Genomic DNA, 13,644 nt, shown 5'->3' with positions numbered 1-13,644 from the left:
TACTTTCTTAGTTTCTCACAATAATGCTTGGTTTATTTCCGCCGTGGTGTACTAGCCCTTTCAAGGTAGGTAAAAATTTTGTTCAAAAAATTTCTCTTTCATCTCTTATATCATGTCCGCTTGATTGCTTATTAAACCGGAAGAACCCCACCCCCGCCAAAGCTACGCTTTGTCTCCCCTCCCCGCTTGCGGGGAGGGGATTAAGGGGTAGGGTGCAATGACTGTGGTTAGCATAACTAATTATGCGGACATGATATTACCTCTGTGTTCTCTGCGTCTCTGTGGTTAGATAAATTACTTTTAAACCGCAGAGTCACAGAGAACACAGAGAAAAAAAAGAGATTTTTCGAGTCACCTTGAAAGGGCTACCGCTACAACCTGCATATCGCCGATTTCTCAAATAAGTCGGCGATATTATTTTTCAGGAACGATTCAGGATTGCTATAGCAAACTAGTGCAAAATCGGATGATTTTCGTAAGGGCAATTTATCAATTACCTCTACTCAAACGGGGGCAAGTTATTCGGGTCAATACCCTGAGATTGCAAATAAGCAATCAGTCGTTCTTTTTGCTGGCGTTCTTGTTCAGCGCGTTGACGTTCTTGTTCAATCTTTTCTACAGCCCATGCTAACAAATTACCATCTCGATCCCACCAGCGCAACCAATAACCAGTGCGACCTTCTTTTGTTCCTTGCCAAGTTCCCAAAAATAAGCTCATTACATCAATCCAATGACGACCATTTTCGTCAGGTTGCTTTAACTCATAGCGTTTATTTTCCAGTTGATAATATTCTAATAAACCGCCATAAGGTTCAAAAATCACGTAGATGGGAATCTGCAAAATTTGCTCGTAGAAAAACCATTTACCTGGTGGATAGGTTCGCTTGACTGAATATTCTCCACCCTCAGTATCGGATAAAAATTCGATAGCGATCGCCGGAATATCTCCTTCTAAATTGGGTGTATAACTTTTGCGGTTAGCCACCACTTCATTAACCGACGGCACATAAACCCAGTCTGGTGCTTTGGCAATAAATTGCTCGTTGACTGTCGCACAAAGACCAAAGTTTGAAGCTATCAACATCTGGGGTTGGATGAATCCACTGATTTCTAGGCTTTCACGCAAAGCACCAGCCAAAAGTGGCTGACCGGTATTCTCCACTGGTTCATCCTCTAGTTGAAAATCTTTGGGCAAGGCTTCCCAAGAGATTACCAGTTCTGTTGGTGATTTGGCTTGGCTGAGTTGGGTTGCCATAAACACAGCATGAATTTATTCTCGATCTTATCGCAGGCGATACTAAGAGCAAAAAAAGGGGCAGAAAACCCGCCCCTCTATTTAACCAGGAAACTGAAAATTATCTAAAGCAGAACTTTAGCTAAAATCGGTTCCACACTCTTAGAAATCTCTGGGACATACACCTGTGAAACGTAGTCGGCAATCATCCTGTCGGTGTTGAATAACGGTGCATTTGTCTTAATCGACGTTTTCATCATCTGCACCCAACGGTGGGGAATGCCTTGGGCATCTTGGTCATAGTATAGAGGAACGATTTCTTCTTCTAACAGCTGATAAAGCGATCGCGAATCAATCCCATCTTGCAATTCTTGATCGCTAGTATGAGCATCTTCACCAATTGCCCAACCGTTAATTCCTTTACCATCTGGCCCTGTTTGGTAGCCTTCGCACCACCAGCCATCCAAAACGCTGCAATTAAGACCGCCGTTAAAACAGACTTTTTGCCCACTCGTACCAGACGCTTCCAAAGGACGACGGGGATTATTTAACCAAACATCCACACCTTGCACCAATTTTTGACCAGTGTAAATGTCATAATCTTCAATAAAGGCGACTCGGTTGATAATCCCGGAATTGTGACACCACTCCATCAAGCGCTGGATAATCCGCTTACCTTCTTCATCGGCTGGGTGCGCTTTCCCGGCAAAGATAATTTGTACTGGACGTTGGGCATTACCAAAAATCTTCAGTGCGCGTTGGGCATCACGCAAAATCAGATCCCCGCGTTTATAAGGGCTGAAGCGTCTGGCAAATCCAATCGTCAACACATTGGGATCGAGTAGTTTTTCTGTTGCTTGAATGAGTTCATGATTTTCGCCACGCAACTCCCGTGATTTCTTCACCTTATAACGGGTGAAAGCAATCAATCTTTCTTTGAGGATAAGATGCCGCGACCACAATTCCTCATCGGGAATATCGTCAACTTTAGCCCACATTTTGGGATCGACGGCGCGATTTTTCCAGTCTTCTCCCAAATATTCGTTATATAAATCACCTAACAGAGGTGCAGTCCAAGTGGGTGCATGAACGCCATTGGTAATGTAACCAATTGGTACTTTGTCTTCCGATCGCTGCGGATAGAGAACTGTCCACATTTTACGGGAAACTTGACCGTGCAATTCACTCACACCATTACAAGCACGCGACATCCGCAATGCTAAAACGGTCATGCCAAAGGGTTCCCAAGGATCGCCCAGTCGTCTTGCACCCAGTGCCAAAAATTGCTCGCGAGAAAGTCGCAATTGCGGCCAATAGCTGGCAAAGAAGGAATCGATTAAATCGGGTGAGAAGACATCATGACCGGCGGGAACGGGGGTATGGGTGGTAAATACACAACTGTTCCGCACTTTGGCTTCGATGTCATAGAAGGATTTCCCAGTCCGCTCAATTTCTACCCGCGCAACTTCTAAAGTGCAGAATGCAGCGTGTCCTTCGTTGAGGTGATAGACAGAAGGTTCAATTCCCAAGGCGTGTAGGGCGCGAACACCACCAATTCCCAAAACGACTTCTTGGGCGATGCGGGTTTCCAAGTTCCCGCCGTATAGGTGTCCAGTCAGCCAACGGTCAATGGGATCGTTATCGTGGCGATCGCTATCTAATAAATATAAGGTGACTCGCCCAACTTGCACTCGCCAGATTTGCACTTTCACAACCCGTTGGCGAACTTGTAACTCGATAGTCACCGATTCCCCTTGCTCATTTTTAATTAACTCCAAGGGCATGTGGTCAAAGGGGTTGTCAATATAATAATCTTCTTGCCAACCTTGGCGGTTCAAGCGTTGCCGAAAATAACCTTGGCGATACAACAAGCCAACACCAACCAACGGCACGCCTAAATCTGATGATGATTTGAGGTGATCCCCGGCGAGAATTCCCAAGCCGCCAGAGTAGACGGGTAAAGATTCATGGATACCAAATTCGGCGCAAAAGTAAGCAATGGGGCGAGATGCAGATACTTGCGGTGCAACTCGACTAACCCAAGTATCTTGCTGATTGATGTATTGGTCAAACTCACGCGCGAGGGCGGATATCTGCTTTAGGTAAAATGGGTCTTCTGCTAATTGCGTCAGACGCTCATAACTTGCCGACTCTAAAATTGCGACTGGGTTATGTCCACAGCGTTCCCATTCTTGGGGATCAATTGTTTGGAATAGAGAAATGCGATCGCCACTCCAACTCCACCAGTAGTTATAAGCCAAATCTGCCAAACGCTTGAGCGGCAAAGGTAACTTTTCACTCAAGTGTCGTGCTGGGGTGATTGCACTGCTATTAGCCATACTAAATCTATGTCCTCGCGCTTAACTTTTTCTCTATGTATCGGGAACTGGGGAAGAAGCAAGGGAGCTGGGAGCAAGGGAGAAGAGTTTTCCCTTTTGCACCCCGCCCCGATGCCTCTTTTCCATGCCCAGTCCCTTTTATGGCGTTGCATATTTGCGGAATGATTTTGCTAGTTTTGTGGGATGGGCATCTTGCCCGTCCCTTGTATTTCAGGGTGGTCGCCCACCCTACAAGAATCATCCCTTGATTCAGCAACGCCTCTTTTATTTACTCTTCAGGTTTATAACACCGGAGCCTTCACTTGCTGAATTCTTCCCTAAAGTTGGAACAGTCTCTCGACATCAAACCTTATCCAAGTAAATGGTTTTTATTGTTTTCGTCTTCTAAAAATTATCTCTACTTTTGGACAGATTTAATATTTTTTTCTATCAAATTCGTTGACATTATTTTACTTTTTTTATTTTATTGTAAATATTTGTTTACAATTTTACAATCAGCAACTAAGTTTATTTATATGTCTTGATAATAGTCAATTTTTAATTACAGCTATTTGCATCATAACAATGCTTTTTATCCGACAATCACGGCAATCATACCGTTATCCACGATAAAAACTCATATCTGTTAACGAATAATTAAAAATGAATTATAAAGTGGCAAAATATGTATCTTAAGATTGACTTTTTGTAAAAGCTCTTAATTGCCCACCATCAATTAGAATAAATTTGAATATATCAAAATATTAAGATAATTCTGAGAAAAATTTTGTTTTGTTAACAAAAATAATGCAGTTGAATCGAAGTAATTTCCTCAGATTTTTGCTCCAATCAGAGCCAGGAAAACCAGCAATATCCAACGGCTTACGAGCTGTGTTAGCGTTGGGAGTTCCCATGCTAATTGGGCAACTCATTAACCAAAGAGAAAGCGGACTATTGGTTGGTTTAATGGCTCACTTTGTCAACTTAGCGAATGTTGGTGGCCCTTACCAAATCAAAGCTAAGACAATGGCACAGGCTACTTTAGGAATAGCTGCTTCAGTATTTGTGGGTACTCTAGTTGCTCAAGTTCCAGTACTAGCTGTGGTGTTGACACTTCTGTGGGGGCTTGCTTCCGGTTTTGCGTCACTATACGGTAATGCTGGTGCCAATGTCGGTCTGGTGATAGGGATATCATTTATTACCACGATCGCACAGCCAGGAAACTTGGAAGTTGCACTCATGCGATCGCTGCTATGCCTAATTGCAGGTGGATGGGCGATGTTACTCTCCTTAGTAATGTGGCCTTTTAGACCTTACGATCCCATACGGCTAGCTTTGGCTGACTGTTTCAGTGCAATTGCCAAGTACATTCACGCATTTGTAGGTAAAGTAGCAACAGCTGAAAATATTCTCGAAATTAGAAAAGCATTAGAAACAGCACGCACTGCTTTAGGTACATTACGGATTGGACAGTCGTCTCGGAGTTGGATAAATGAGCCATTTTTGCTGCTAATTCAGGATGGCGATCGCTTGCTTGGTTTAGTTGTTGCCTTAACAGAATTACTAGAAACTCACTTCCAACAAAAGCAATATCATACAGTCCAGCAATTAGTAGACGATGCACTCGCAGAAATATCAGTCATTCTTCAAGCCATAGCGAAAGTCATATCTCGGAAGCCTGCTAGCATCGACTTGGGAAATCTCAAGCGCATCTATGAAGCACTGAAAGAACAAGAAAGTCTGCAAAGAAAAGCAATTGCTGGGAGTGAAACCGACTACACAACCCTCGTTGCTTTCACGAACCTGGTGCTGACGCTCAAAAAGCTGATCGAGCAATTGCAATACACGGCTCAGACAGCTAAATCTTTGGCAGATCGCAGCAAAATGAGTCAACGAGATATAGATAGACTTCTTTTATTTGAAGAAGAACAGCGATCGCTCTTAAGTTTACTCAAAGAAAACCTCACCTTAGACTCAGCAATCTTTCGCCATGCTCTCCGCATTGGGGTGAGTTTAACTGTAGGCGCGATCTTATACAGCGCTACAAATTTACCAATGGGCTATTGGGTAACACTGACAATTATATTAGTCCTGAAACCAAACTTGGGTGCAACTTTCAAACGGTTTTTCCAGCGAGTTGGCGGGACAATCTTAGGAGCTGTCTTAGCTGCTATCTTGCTTGCAACCATCACAAGTAAGCCTGTATTAGACATCATTATTCTGCTGACAGTATTTTTTGGTGTTTCCCTAATCGCTTTCAACTATGGGTATTCAGTGATTTTCTTCTCAATATTTGTCTTACTGATTATCGATATTGGTCATCCTATTAGTTGGCAACTTGCTGGCTTTCGCGTTTTGAATACATTAATTGGGGCGGGACTGGCTTTTGCGAGTCATTACTTTTTATGGCCAAACTGGGAACGCGATCGTTTACCCAGTCAACTCGCCACAGCACTACGAGAATGTCACAAATACTTTCGGGATGTGATGGCTGTTTACCAGGGGACAAAAGAGCGTGACTCTAGCATTATCAGTCAACGGCGACAAACTGGACTAGCAATTGGCAATGCCCAAGCCTCCTTCCAAGGATTGCTGCGCGAACCCCAAATGCACCAAGAATTAGTAGAACCAGTAATGACGCTACTGCTGTATATGGGACGTTTTACTAACGCCGTGACAGTTTTGGCAGTACATCTCGAACATTTCCGAGGAACAGTGCCACTCCCGGAATTAGAAACCTTTGTCCGCCAAATTTCGCTAGGGTTAGAGCAGTTAGCTGATTCGGTACAGCAGGAAATTCCCCCACCGCCTTTACCTGAATTGGAAGAAACGCTGCAAAAAATCCAGCCGCACCTGCAAGCACTGCGTACAGCCAGAATAGAAGAGTTAGCCGTCAATCAAGGACATACACCGATTCGTCAGGCAGTCATTGATTACAGCATATTAGATTTGGAGATCGATCAGATCGTTCGGCGGTTGACTGCTATGCACTCAGCAATGGTACGGCTAATATTAGCTAATTAAATTTCAATATTTCTTTGTTTCCAGTAATTCGGTTTGCGTTTACTATGCGCGATCGCAATAACCCAAATCACTTCTTCAAGCACCGTATAAAAAATCAGATAGGGAAAACGTTGAATAGCATAACGACGTATTCCTTCAATCTTGTGTGGGGGTTCCTAAATTGGGGTTTTGCTGAATTTTAAGAATAACTTTTTCCACTTCAAATAGTAAATCTAGTCCCAAGCCTACTTTTTGAGCTTCATAGTAAGCTATTGCATCATCAAGCTCCTTTCGAGCTTCGGTGTGGATAACAATAAACTTCACGAATACTTTTTTCGTAACTCAGAACAAACTTGAGATGATGGTTGTCCAATAGCTGTTTTGCAATTAATATCCTCCAACCGTTGGGTTAATTCCGTATCCCAAGCAGTTTCTAGATTATCATCCATACCCTCATCTAGAGAATGAATTAAAAAGTAGGCAATTTCAGCACGCTCTTTTGCAGAAAGCTGAGAAAGTTCGAGTTTAAGTTTTTCCGCAGTTTCACTCATGCTTTGGAGTCTCTCCAATAATTCTAATTATAGGTTCAACTCTACGATCGCAACTGCTTTGTCAGCACGTAAGCACCTAATACAAGTGGTCGTAGCAGTCAAGTGTTCGGTAGAAAAAGACGATAGGATTCGCTGTCCATCAAAATTCTAAAACCCAGCCACATCAGCACGAAGGGGAAAATCTTGCCAGCATAACGGCTGAGTACCAAAGCGATACCAGGTTGATGAGTCAAAGTATAGGACATAAATAACCAGCAGCAAACAATGAAATAGCAAACTGGTACGATCACGGCCAGATTTTGAATGCTGCTGCTGGCAAACAGGGGTATGTAGATCCCAAGATTGTTACCGCCGTTAGAAATTGTTACCGCAGAGACGCGATAGGTTTGGGGATCGCGAATCACGTCCCAGAGCGCTCGCTTTCTGGAATCAAATCCTTTAAATTTAGAGTTTCTTTTCAGATTAGCTGACTTATCTTCGGCTGAATCATCCTTATTCAGGTTGAACAAATTGTTCAAGCCAATGAGTATCGGCAGAATCCCCAGTAGACCAGTCCAAGTTGACGGAATTGCTAGACCCAGGAAGAAACCAAGGAAACTTACTGTCACTAATGCCGTGAACCCCTTAGCAGAGCAAGCACGGCGGCTCAAGCAACTCAAAATAGGATATCCAGAAGGGATGACCAATCTGGAAGTTCTCCGCACTCAAGGCTTGCTCGAAAGGCGTTTGCAACCTTATGGGCTGAGTGTCACCTGGACAAGTTTTTTATCAGCCTCTTCTCTGATAGAAGCACTCAGCAATGGCACGATTGACTTCTGCGGTGGCGGCGGCACGGCCAGCATCTTCTCTCAAGCGGCAGATCATGTATTTGTGCGAGTGGCTAAGGAAAAATATACCGCTCCCAAAGGTCAAGCGATTCTAGTACCAGAAGATTCGCCGATTCAGACGCTAGCTGACCTCAAGGGTAAAAAGATCGCTTTTGACAAAGGCTCAAGCGCCCATTATGTGCTTGTGCGATCGCTGGCAAAAGTCGGCCTCGACTTTAGTGATATTGAGCCAGTTTATTTGACACAACCGGAGGCGTTGCCGCGATTTTGCCGGGGTGAAATCGATGCTTGGGTGATTTGGGTTCCTTACACAGCTACTCTTGCTCGAAGCGCTTATCCAGGGCGATCGATTGCAGACCTAGAGAGCATATTTGGTGACAAAGCCTCTGTGGAAGTTCCAACCTATTACTACGCGATCCCAGAGCTAGTACGCGACTATCCTGACTTGCTCAAGGTGATTTTAGAAGAGGTAAACGAAGCTGGAGCTTGGGCTAAGAAACAGGAATTAGAAGCGGTTCAACGAATGGCAGAACACCATGAAATCGATCCATCCATCGTTGAAACTTTACAGCAACGTAGCGCTGAACGCGCCATCATCCCGATTGACGACCAATCGCTCACTGCTCTACAGCATCAGGCAAATATATTTAGAGATTTAAATCTGATTCCTGAGCGGGTGAATGTGAAAGATGGAACCTATAGCTTGCAGACTAAGCAGAATTGGACTTATTAATCTGACGCTGACAATTTATAGAGCTTTGCCTAAGATGGTTGAGTTTTTAAACGCAAAGGGACGCTAAGGAAAGCGCAGAGGTACGCAGAGTTTTTTTGAGCGAATTCTATAATTGCTTGTTTGGTGAGAGAGTTGATCTGAGCGGAATGCTTGCTCTGTAAGCCGAAATCTAAAGTTCTTGACGTGTCGGACGGATGATCATTTCATTCACATCAACATCATCAGGTTGCTCAATGGCGTATGCGATCGCACGGGCAATGGCATCTGCATCAATGGCGATCGCATAAAGTTGATTAATTCCCGCTGCTGTGTCTTTATCGGTAATCGTGGTGGTCAGTTCGGTGGCAACGGCTCCTGGTGAGATATTAATCGAACGGATTTCACCATTTGACTCTAGCCGCAGCCCTTCAGAGATCGCTCGCACTGCGTACTTGGTGGCACAGTAGACTGCCGATCCCGAAAACACCTTATGTCCAGCTACTGACGATAGGTTAATGACGTGACCAGACTTTTGCTGACGCATAATTGGTAACACGGCAGCAATCCCATAAAGAACGCCCTTGATGTTCACATCGATCATCCGATCCCACTCCTCCACCTTTACTTGGTCGAGGGGAGAAAGCGGCATCAACCCGGCATTATTGATTAGCACGTCGATCCTGCCATAAGTACTCAAAGTTTCCTTCGCTAAGGCTTCCATCTGGGCGCGATCGATCGACTACATCTGTTACTTGATAGGTTGCAGTCCCTCCTGATTTAGCGATCGCTCCAACCAAATCTTTGAGCCGATCTTCGCGTCTGGCAGCCAGCATCAGTTTGGCTCCACTAGCAGCAAGTCGCTTGGCAGTTGCCTCGCCTAACCCACTGCTGGCTCCGGTGATGATTACCACTTTGTTTTGAATCAGAGACATATTTATTCCTGGGGATTATTGAGTATAGATCGTGAAACATCGGGTGCTGTTTCAGATGAACTCAGCATTATTTAACCATATCAACTAGTTTGTATACTCGATCCACGTTTTTGTATCGGCAACATTACTAATCCAAATCGCTATTATCACGCCATTTGATTTCTGTCCCGTTAAAACTTCAGTTGGTGAGTTGAGACAATCTCATAAACTTAATCTTTCTCTACATACCGAGAGGTATTGCTTCACCGTTCTTTGCCGCTTTTGCGAGTAAGTCACGGACTTCTTCATCGGTAGTTTGAGGAAAGCTTTCGTACCAAAGACCAACACTCTGGAAAGGTCTGGGTTTGGAGATACAAACGATTTCGTCTACCTCAGTTTCTAACTCTTGGCAAGTTTCAGGTGCAGCCACAGGCACAGCAATCACAATCTGAGCAGGTTGCTGTTTTCGCACAGTTACAACAGCAGCCCACATCGTTGCACCAGTGGCTAAACCATCATCTACCAAAATGACTGTATGTCCTTGTAAATCTGTTAAGGGGCGATTTCCCCGATAAAGCCGTTCCCGCCGCTCTAACTCCCGTTCTTCTTGTAGCGCCACTCTGGCAATTACTTCATCAGGTATCTTTTCCAGGCTAATAATATATTTATTGACTATCCGCACACCACCAGATGCGATCGCTCCCATCGCTAATTCTTCTTGATCGGGTACACCCAATTTCCGTACCACTAAAACATCTAAGGGGGCATTTAAGGTTTTGGCAACTTCAAAGGCGACGGGTACACCACCCCTTGGTAGCCCTAATACTAGAACATTTGGGTCGTTAGCATAAGCGCTTAACTCCTTAGCCAAAACTTGACCCGCAAACCTCCGATCTTTGAATAGCATGGTGTGATATTCCTAATTGAGTTTTCAAAAAAAAATAAATATTTACATAAGTTTGTTATTGGCTATCAACCTCAAAAAATGGAGCAATTGAGCAAATTCCAAACTTGTTGTTATAGTTCAGATGTTCTAAATCGATCTTAGAAAGCTAAATGTTCCCTGTCCTCCACTAACGGAGCGACATCTTCTATCTACAGTTCTATCAAACGGATGAGTTAGCTTTAATGCAACAAGATTTCTGCCTCTTGCGCTGAGACTATTTTACTACTCCACACTCAATATCCGTCCCCAAATGGCTTGTTGAGAAGACACAGTGACGCGGTGAACTCTCACTGTAGGGGGTTTACTGCTGTAGATAACTGGTGTTAGCGTGAAGCAAAGTTATAGCGCGACCACAAAAGAAGGGTGACATGGAAAACCTAATGTTTAAGTAGGGGTGCATTTAAAAAATGCTATAAATTTTGCCACTTGCTAACATTTACTGTTAGACTTTTACCGAGTATTTTTTTTACTGCTAATTAAGAAAAAAATACTTACTTGCTAGCAGATGCAAAAATCTATGAAAATCCAGTGATAATTCAATTGTTAATTCTTCGCTTGTCCTCTATTACTGGCATTGTGTTGATATTATCTTTACATTATCCCTTAATTGTGAATATGAGATAATGCACCATCTGCTTGTTCGTTATATAATGCTTAATATTACAGAGACAAGTCATCAAAGTTACCCAATTAACACTTTTAAATAAAAATTAATAGGGTAGAATTACTGAATATGCTTGAAAATCAAAAGAAGGGTGTTTTTAATGATCGGCTTAACTAATTCAGAAAATGGCACAGTTAGCAGCACAGCAGCCACTAAGAGGCTGGCAAGGGCGATGATGGTCTCTGGTGGACAGTTTTCACTGTTATTGGCGTGTTGCAACTGTGTTCAAAGGCAGCAGCAAGTGTTAAATTTGTTAACAGAATTTTCATCAGCAGATATCCACGAAATTTTGCTCTCACCTACTGCTGACAAATTGTACACAGCTATTACAACTGAAATTGGTACTACTCAACCCGAAGCTTTGATGGTACGAGGCTTAGAATCTGTAGTAGCAATTAACCAACTGATTATTAGTACCAATATCATGCGAGATGAGTTTCGGAAACAGTTTCAGTTTCCCTTGGTATTGTGGGTCAATGATGAAATTCTGCGCAAGCTAGTCTGGCTAGCACCCGATTTCAAAGACTGGGCAGCTAGTACTATTAGATTTGATGTACCTAATAATCAGTTAATTGAATCTGAACAACAACCCATCAGCGCCTAGTATTGCCCGAAATTACTTTTATTTAACCCTCCCTTACCCAAGTGAGCTAAAAGCTGCTGGAAGCTATTTTCAAAATTAGAAGATGTTATGGGTGTCGGGCGTGTTAGTTGAAACGTATTTTTTTTCCTTATCCCTTGTCTCATCAATAATTAGTATTATTGGGCGACATTGAAGTATATATAATCTCAAATTTAATCTTTGCCTCCTTAATTCTTTTACATCCAGGGTGATTCTGTTAAAAAATGGTGTAATATTTGATGACTATTTAGCCTTACAATTTTCAAGTAGATGAGGTACAAAATACAAGACTCAATATCAGACATAAAAAATTTCTATTTCCTGCCTCAAAACCCGTAACTTTGTACTTCATCTAAAAGAAAACTGCTGTATGAAACAGCCCTGTCCATCATTCCCCACTCAAGAGCAGGGCTGTTTCATTCCCCAAAGAGCTTTAAAAATCAAGGATTCTAGCAATTAAAATTGATTGGTTTGCGATCGGCGTGCCGATAAAATGAACTATTTTACTGATATTTAAGTGCTTAAATGTTCATCTCATCGTCACCCTTACTTACAATTTTCTCGCTAACCATCTTGACAAATCCTGTTTGAAATGGGATGAATCAGCCCTGCCACTCAATAGGGATTTGAATCAATCCGTCCCCTTTTGACACTTCTAAGATAGTACCCAGAAGTTGGTCTATTTCTTAAGTTGAAGGTGTCGCCACTGCGAACTTTCCAAATTTTGTAATTGGAAAAGGTCAAAGGCTTTCGGGGTTCGCATACTTCTGGTAGATGATTGCCAAGTACAAAGTATGCTGCACCCCTACCCATAACTTTCACCAAACCATTTTTATCCACAAGAACCGACGTACTTTCACTAACCGCTATACCTAAAACACTGCTAGATACACCATCCTTAATTTGACGGGCAATGAAAGTCATAATTCGACCCATTCTTTCCCGCCTGTCAAAGTGTGTATCTACGATAGTTCCCTTCAAATTACTCCAATTGAAAAAGTTGTAAGTAAAAGTAATGTCTCGATAGGGATCTTCAAGTGCGTCTCTAGTTTCAATGCCTTTTTCGGAAGAAGCGCAAGCATCATAAACACAATCACTTTGGATCATTGCACCCGCACTAGTGCCACCAATACCACCTCCCTTAAGGTAAACTGATTTAACGGCAGCCTCAAGCTTGGTATCTTTCCAGTTGCGGATGTATTGACATTGATCCCCGCCAGCAAAGAAAACTACATCAGCATTTCGGATTTTTTCATAAATCTCAGCTTTGTTTGCCTCTTGTCTATCCCTAACCAAAAGAGTTTCCACAAAATTTACACCCTTCATGGCATAAATTAGCCGATTGTAATCGTGATTACCATTAGTGCGGATAACTACAACATTAACTTTAGTGCTGGAGTTACTACCTCCTCTAACTTGGTTAATCATCCACTGGATAGCATCATCGACATCGGGGCCTCCCCCACCCAAACTCAGGACTGGGCCCGCTAAGGAGGGACGGACATCAAAGGAGGGAGAGGTGGAGGGGCGAACATCAACAGTATCACCCAGAAAGAAGCGTTTCCAGCTCGCAATAAAACGGGTTATTAGGAAGGTTCCCATTTTCAACAACTTGATTCCTGTACTTTTCAAGCGCCTTGCTATGCTTGGGAATGCCTTTGTCATACTAAACTTCTAGAGCAAACTGCAATTATTGCTAGGCTGTGACGCATTTTAATTGCTTATTTATTCGTGAAATTTGTCATTTGTCATTAGTCATTTATCTGTTGTTGTGAATAACCAATTGACTTAGGACAGTCTTAACGAAAAATGTGCAATTGAGACGCGCACTAGCTTAACTGTGGCACTAGATCGGG

General features: G+C 43.0%; 13 protein-coding genes and 1 pseudogene. 3 read left to right on the top strand and 11 right to left on the bottom strand.

Annotation, left to right across the window (positions count from 1 at the left end; genetic code table 11):
• Positions 1–499: 499 nt before the first annotated feature.
• Together ACM0OX_RS15025 and glgP are read right to left on the bottom strand one after the other, a co-directional pair.
• Complete coding sequence (locus ACM0OX_RS15025; RefSeq protein WP_414515766.1) at positions 500–1,255, bottom strand: Uma2 family endonuclease; 756 nt, start codon at positions 1,253–1,255, stop codon at positions 500–502.
• 104 nt (positions 1,256–1,359) lie between these two features.
• Positions 1,360–3,573: an alpha-glucan family phosphorylase gene (gene glgP, locus ACM0OX_RS15020; protein WP_414515765.1), complete on the bottom strand. Its 2,214-nt coding sequence runs from the start codon at positions 3,571–3,573 to the stop codon at positions 1,360–1,362.
• 786 nt (positions 3,574–4,359) lie between these two features.
• Between glgP and ACM0OX_RS15015 the strand changes: the two genes are divergently transcribed.
• The gene (locus ACM0OX_RS15015; RefSeq protein WP_414515764.1) at positions 4,360–6,576 is read left to right on the top strand and encodes an FUSC family protein; all 2,217 of its coding nucleotides are present in this window, start codon (positions 4,360–4,362) and stop codon (positions 6,574–6,576) included.
• Here the strand turns inward: ACM0OX_RS15015 and ACM0OX_RS15010 are convergent.
• The 4 genes from ACM0OX_RS15010 to ACM0OX_RS14995 all read right to left on the bottom strand — a co-directional run bounded on the left by ACM0OX_RS15010 (position 6,573) and on the right by ACM0OX_RS14995 (position 7,714).
• Positions 6,573–6,671 (bottom strand): hypothetical protein, encoded by a 99-nt coding sequence (locus ACM0OX_RS15010; RefSeq protein ID WP_414515768.1) that lies wholly within the window; start codon positions 6,669–6,671, stop codon positions 6,573–6,575. The two genes, ACM0OX_RS15015 and ACM0OX_RS15010, sit on opposite strands and share 4 nt — an antisense overlap.
• Before the next feature lie 40 nt (positions 6,672–6,711).
• Positions 6,712–6,879 (bottom strand): hypothetical protein, encoded by a 168-nt coding sequence (locus tag ACM0OX_RS15005; protein WP_414515762.1) that lies wholly within the window; start codon positions 6,877–6,879, stop codon positions 6,712–6,714.
• On the bottom strand, positions 6,876–7,106 hold the full coding sequence (locus ACM0OX_RS15000) for an addiction module protein (protein WP_414515760.1): 231 nt from the start codon (positions 7,104–7,106) through the stop codon (positions 6,876–6,878). The genes ACM0OX_RS15005 and ACM0OX_RS15000 overlap by 4 nt, the downstream gene beginning before the upstream one ends.
• 98 nt (positions 7,107–7,204) lie before the next feature.
• The gene (locus ACM0OX_RS14995; RefSeq protein WP_414515759.1) at positions 7,205–7,714 is read right to left on the bottom strand and encodes a cadmium resistance transporter; all 510 of its coding nucleotides are present in this window, start codon (positions 7,712–7,714) and stop codon (positions 7,205–7,207) included.
• Between ACM0OX_RS14995 and ACM0OX_RS14990 the strand changes: the two genes are divergently transcribed.
• The gene (locus ACM0OX_RS14990; RefSeq protein WP_414515757.1) at positions 7,629–8,666 is read left to right on the top strand and encodes an aliphatic sulfonate ABC transporter substrate-binding protein; all 1,038 of its coding nucleotides are present in this window, start codon (positions 7,629–7,631) and stop codon (positions 8,664–8,666) included. The two genes, ACM0OX_RS14995 and ACM0OX_RS14990, sit on opposite strands and share 86 nt — an antisense overlap.
• Before the next feature lie 169 nt (positions 8,667–8,835).
• On the opposite strand, the gene ACM0OX_RS14985 is transcribed toward ACM0OX_RS14990, so the two are convergent.
• The 3 genes from ACM0OX_RS14985 to ACM0OX_RS14975 all read right to left on the bottom strand — a co-directional run bounded on the left by ACM0OX_RS14985 (position 8,836) and on the right by ACM0OX_RS14975 (position 10,463).
• Entirely contained in the window at positions 8,836–9,318 is a 483-nt protein-coding gene (locus ACM0OX_RS14985; protein WP_414515755.1) for an SDR family oxidoreductase, read from the bottom strand.
• A complete protein-coding gene (locus tag ACM0OX_RS14980) occupies positions 9,305–9,577 on the bottom strand; it encodes an SDR family oxidoreductase (RefSeq protein WP_414515753.1) in 273 nt (90 codons plus the stop codon). Before ACM0OX_RS14980 ends, ACM0OX_RS14985 begins: the two co-directional genes overlap by 14 nt.
• Positions 9,578–9,797: 220 nt before the next feature.
• Positions 9,798–10,463: a phosphoribosyltransferase gene (locus ACM0OX_RS14975; protein WP_414515752.1), complete on the bottom strand. Its 666-nt coding sequence runs from the start codon at positions 10,461–10,463 to the stop codon at positions 9,798–9,800.
• Between the two features lie 803 nt (positions 10,464–11,266).
• On the opposite strand from ACM0OX_RS14975, the gene ACM0OX_RS14970 reads away from it, so the two are divergent.
• Complete coding sequence (locus ACM0OX_RS14970; RefSeq protein ID WP_414515750.1) at positions 11,267–11,770, top strand: hypothetical protein; 504 nt, start codon at positions 11,267–11,269, stop codon at positions 11,768–11,770.
• Between the two features lie 120 nt (positions 11,771–11,890).
• Here the strand turns inward: ACM0OX_RS14970 and ACM0OX_RS14965 are convergent.
• Positions 11,891–12,051, bottom strand: a pseudogene (locus ACM0OX_RS14965) (IS701 family transposase); the annotation flags it as partial.
• Positions 12,052–12,403: 352 nt separating this feature from the next.
• Positions 12,404–13,453, bottom strand: a complete 1,050-nt coding sequence (locus ACM0OX_RS14960) for a cyanophycinase (RefSeq protein ID WP_414515748.1) — start codon at positions 13,451–13,453, stop codon at positions 12,404–12,406.
• Positions 13,454–13,644 lie beyond the last annotated feature (191 nt).

Origin of the sequence: Nostoc sp. PCC 9305 (assembly GCF_963920915.1) — a bacterium.
In the GTDB taxonomy this organism is placed as follows: Bacteria; Cyanobacteriota; Cyanobacteriia; order Cyanobacteriales; family Nostocaceae; genus Nostoc.
This window is presented reverse-complemented; position numbering and strand designations above follow the sequence as displayed.